The sequence below is a fragment of the Bradyrhizobium sp. 76 genome (genome assembly GCF_023073025.1).
GTDB lineage: Bacteria > Pseudomonadota > Alphaproteobacteria > Rhizobiales > Xanthobacteraceae > Bradyrhizobium.
The window spans coordinates 1-4,118 of the sequence record NZ_JADPIS010000139.1 but is presented as its reverse complement, the minus strand read 5'-3'; the positions used below and the strand labels follow the sequence as shown (position 1 = coordinate 4,118).

Here is a 4,118-nt window from a genome sequence, read left to right as displayed (position 1 = left end):
AGCCAGCGTTCGAGTTCGTCTTCCCATCCCGGCATGGTCAGCCCTCCAAGAGCCGACCACCCATGAATCATTGAAAAATTGATTCGGGAATCCTATAAATCGCGGCAAAATCAACAATCTGCCAAAGTAGTGTTAGTGCCGATTACGGCAGGTCAAGCTACGTGTTTGCTTGACCGATCAAACAGACATACGCCGAGCTCTTTTTCCATATCGGCGATACGTTTCGATAGGGGAGGCTGGCTCATGTGCAGGTCGCGCACGGCCTTCGCAAAAAATTAAGGCCTCAGCTACCGCCAAGAAATACCGCAGATGCCGAATGTCCATTGAAAAAGTCTAGCTCGCATTTCTCACAGGGTTAAGCGCATCGGGGCTTCGAATCAGCGAAAGTTGTTTTGCGAGAACGACTTTTGCAACGATTCAAGGAAGCTCCGATGCAGACAGAGTGTAGCGCGGAACGGTTTGATTTTGCAGTGGTGGCCGGCCGCCCTGTGGAAACGGCATTTGATGCCGGATTGGTGACGTCGGATGCTGGCGCGCTGCTCCTGGGCGCGAGCGATCGGGCAATTGATCTGGTGGATTGGAGCTGAGCAGGGAGGAGCCGACGCGCTACCACAAGATCGCCTATGAGGCGGCTTCGATCGAGGCGTTACCGGTGATGTTGTTCCTGGAGGCGCATGCGCGCCCGCCCGAACAGATCATTCTCGACCTCGATGCCTACCGACGATCCGTTGCACGGGCACCAGGAGGGCCGCTTCCTCCACGGCTATTACGATTGCTACTGCTATCTGCCGCTCTATGTGTTCTGCGGGCGGCATCTGCTGGCGGCCAAGCTGCGGCGCTCCGACATCGATGCCAGCGCGGGCAGCGTGGAAGAGGTCGCTCGGCTGGTGGGCCAGATCCGCGCCCGCTGGCCGTTTGTACGCATCCTGCTGCGGGCGGCCTCCGGCTTTGCGCGCGAGGCGCTGATGGTCTGGTGCGAGGACAACCGCGTCGATTACCTGTTCGGGCTCGCGCGCAATGCGCGGCTGGTGGCCATGATCGACGCTGAACTGGCGGATGCCAAAGCCCTGGCCGAGGCGACCGGCCGCCCGGCACGGCGGTTCAAGGACTTCCACTGGAGCACGCGAGACAGCTGGAGCCGGGAACGGCGCGTCATTGCCAAGGCGGAGTGGACGCAGGGCGAGGCCATTCCACGCTTTATTGTGACCTCGCTCAAGCGTGCCGGGACCGGCGCGCGTCAACTCTACGAGGACGTCTATTGCGCCCGTGGCGACATGGAGAACCGCATCAAGGAATGCCAGCTCGATCTCTATGCCGACCGCACCTTGGCCGCTACCATGCGGGCCAATCAGTTGCGTCTTTGGTTCGCCTCCATGGCCTATGTGCTGATCTGTGCGCGCGGCGAGTTGAAAGCAACGAAATTCGCCTGACACGCTTGACCCAGCAACAATGTCACGGCAGGGTCCGGCGCAAGCACTGCTGCCGATAAATCACCCCGGCGTCCGCAGGCTTCCTCGTAAGTTCCGGCTTGGCCGAAGCTGCTCGCTTAATGCGCGCAATTGAGAGGCATCAACCCATCCGGGCATCTCGATCGCGCGAGACGATTAAAGCGGCCTCTCCCGGAGTGTCGTTCCGGCTCTCCCAATATTCCCAGAAAGGCTGGACTCTTCGATCAATTCCAATCTGGTATTGGCCTTCCTAAATCGGTATTGGAATTGCCACCCAGAATTCAACTAAAAGATTGATGAACCCGACAGAGGAGGAGCGGTATGCGTGGCGCGCCAAAGTTCTCGTTGTTGGTCCTGCTGCTCGCGATGTCCTTCGACCGGTCCCTTCCGACCTGTGCCCAAGCCGAGACTGCCCTGATGGCGTCAATGCGCAAGGCCGGTGAAGCGAAGGCGGCGCTGAACTCGCTTGCTCCACTGGCGTTGGTATCGCCAAATGGAGAGCCAAAGGGGTATCTCGTCGAAGTGACGAACCTCGCCCTCGAAGGAATGGGAGCGCCAAAATTGTCTGCGGTGCTCACGTCATGGGATTCAATGATCCCGGGACTACAGGCGCGACATTTCGACTTCGTTCCCGCCGGTCTCTTGATCACTGAAGCCCGCTGCAAAGTGGTCGCTTTTTCTGCGCCGATCACAGCCCAGCAGGATGCCATGTTTGTACTGCCCGGGAATCCAAAGCACGTCATCGGCTACGCTCAGGTTGCACAAAGTCCTGACCTCAAGCTCGCGGTGACCACGGGTTCGGCGCAGGAGGCGTACGCGGTGAAACAGGGGATCAAGTCGGATCAGCTCGTGCGCGTTCCGGATATTCAGGCGGGCATTGCAACCGTCTTGGGTGGTCGTGCCAACGCTTTCGCGGTTGGGCAATTCAGTGTCCCGAAACCGCGGGAAAAAGGCATCGAGGTGGTCGTTGACACACAAACTCCGGTCAGGAGCGTCGGCATAGCATTCCGTAAGGAAGATGCAGATTTTCGCGATGCATTTAACAACCAGCTTCAGCTCCTGAGGAGCAACGGCGCAATGAAGGAATTGTACGTCGTGAAGTACGGATTTCCGAACTGGGATGTGCTCGCCAAAGTAACCAGGACCAAGGACGTCGAGCCTGCCTGCGACTAACAGGGCTAACCCGGCTGGGAGCAGTAGTCGACGAGCGTCTTTGGTCGCTGCAGATTAGGCGTGTCGTCTGCGCCCTCTCCAACAGCAACAATGCGAGCCGCGTCCGTGCCCTTCGAGTTCTTCGCAAATGATGGTGGCGCTGCTTGGCTAACAGCAGGTGACATTCATCTCCAAGCTCGCGGTCGAAGAGTTCGATTTCACAGGAGATCTGCATGTCACCGCAGCAAGCCAGTTCGGTCCCGACGTACATGTTCTAGCCGCCGGCACTGCGATTGCTGCTGTCAGCAAGCTCAACGTCGTGAAGAAGGTGCTCTTTGCGCAAAGTGACGTCCACGCCGGCCGCTGAGCCGAACTTTCTCGTGGCCGCGATCCAAATTGGAGATTATAGCCTTGCCACGCCGGGTGCGGAACTCGACGGCTCAAACCACAAGCCTCTCAACCCCGCTGACGTGTCCTCACCTTCCCCAGTTAGTTTGAAAGACAATCCAAGTGGCAGAGCATAGCTTTTGGCGTTTCTCGAATATTCAATCGCGCGATCAACGACGGGTATTTTGAGGACATCCACGCCCTCATCGACGAGGATATTGCCTGGGCGGTTCATGGCCCAATCGACATGCTTCCATTTCTCGGTAGCCGGAATGGCGAGCCTGCTGTGCTCGACGTGATCCGCAGGATCGCCGACAATGTCCAGGTACGCCGATTCGAGCGCGAAGCGATCATGCTCGGCGTCGATTCCGCAGCTTCCATGCTACGCTGTTGCCTCATATTTCGGAATTCAGACAAGCCCGTCTCCCTCCGCGTGGCGCAATTCGCGAACTTCAGGGAGGGCCGTCTTATCAACATGCGCGTGCTCGTCCACACATTTGATTTGGTCGAGCAGGTGATTGGTCGACCCCTTCATCTACCCAGGATAGCCAGCGTCCGGTGAGAAAGCGCCGACGGGTCCATTCTCTGTCGCGGCTGTCGCGTCTCCTGCGCGCCCGGCGTCATGCCTCTATGAAGGTGCTGATATCGCGTCGAGGCCGACGACTTCTCACATTACATGGTCGTCGTGGCGATCGACCTCAGCGCGGTTGATCGGGCTGAGCGGACCAGAGGCCCTTCTTTGTTAACCGCAAGAAGTTTGTAAGCAGAACATGCCTTGTTCAGTCAGTATCGAGTCCGGGTGGAACTGCACGCCAAAGGTCGGCTGATAGCGATGTGCAAGGGCCATGACCTCACCTTCCTCCGAACGTGCTGTCACGGTGAGATGCGGCGCGCACAATTCGTCGTGCTCAACAATAAGAGAATGGTAGCGACGCGTTACGTACGATGAGCGTCCGTGCATAGGCTGACGTGCGCGAGCCACGTGACCTTGCCCCACCGGCTCAATCCAGCTTGAAGTTCGCTCTGGCCCAAGATGCGGATTTCGCTGATGGTGAGCGGTGATTTCACGCGATGGTGAGCAGGCATTTCGCGCGATCGTGAGCAGCCGCTTTGGCCGACATGGTGATTGGG

Annotated in this window: 2 protein-coding genes and 3 pseudogenes; 4 read left to right on the top strand and 1 reads right to left on the bottom strand. The window is 58.3% G+C overall.

Going from position 1 to position 4,118, the window contains the following annotated elements:
• Positions 1–431: 431 nt before the first annotated feature.
• From IVB48_RS34955 to IVB48_RS34940, 4 genes and pseudogenes are all read left to right on the top strand, one after another.
• Positions 432–1,397 (top strand): annotated as a pseudogene (locus tag IVB48_RS34955) (IS1380 family transposase); the annotation flags it as partial.
• Between the two features lie 372 nt (positions 1,398–1,769).
• Positions 1,770–2,621 (top strand): transporter substrate-binding domain-containing protein, encoded by an 852-nt coding sequence (locus IVB48_RS34950; protein ID WP_247407450.1) that lies wholly within the window; start codon positions 1,770–1,772, stop codon positions 2,619–2,621.
• A 157-nt stretch (positions 2,622–2,778) separates the two neighbouring features.
• On the top strand, positions 2,779–2,967 hold the full coding sequence (locus IVB48_RS34945; protein ID WP_247407446.1) for a hypothetical protein: 189 nt from the start codon (positions 2,779–2,781) through the stop codon (positions 2,965–2,967).
• 143 nt (positions 2,968–3,110) lie between these two features.
• A pseudogene (locus tag IVB48_RS34940) lies at positions 3,111–3,549 on the top strand (nuclear transport factor 2 family protein).
• Between the two features lie 136 nt (positions 3,550–3,685).
• Here the strand turns inward: IVB48_RS34940 and IVB48_RS34935 are convergent.
• A pseudogene (locus IVB48_RS34935) lies at positions 3,686–3,975 on the bottom strand (aminodeoxychorismate/anthranilate synthase component II); the annotation flags it as partial.
• Positions 3,976–4,118: the final 143 nt, after the last annotated feature.

Coding starts and splice junctions, on each gene's coding strand:
- IVB48_RS34950 (WP_247407450.1), top strand. CDS start 1,770: ATGCGTGGCGCGCCAAAGTTCTCGTTGTTGGTCCTGCTGCTCGCGATG.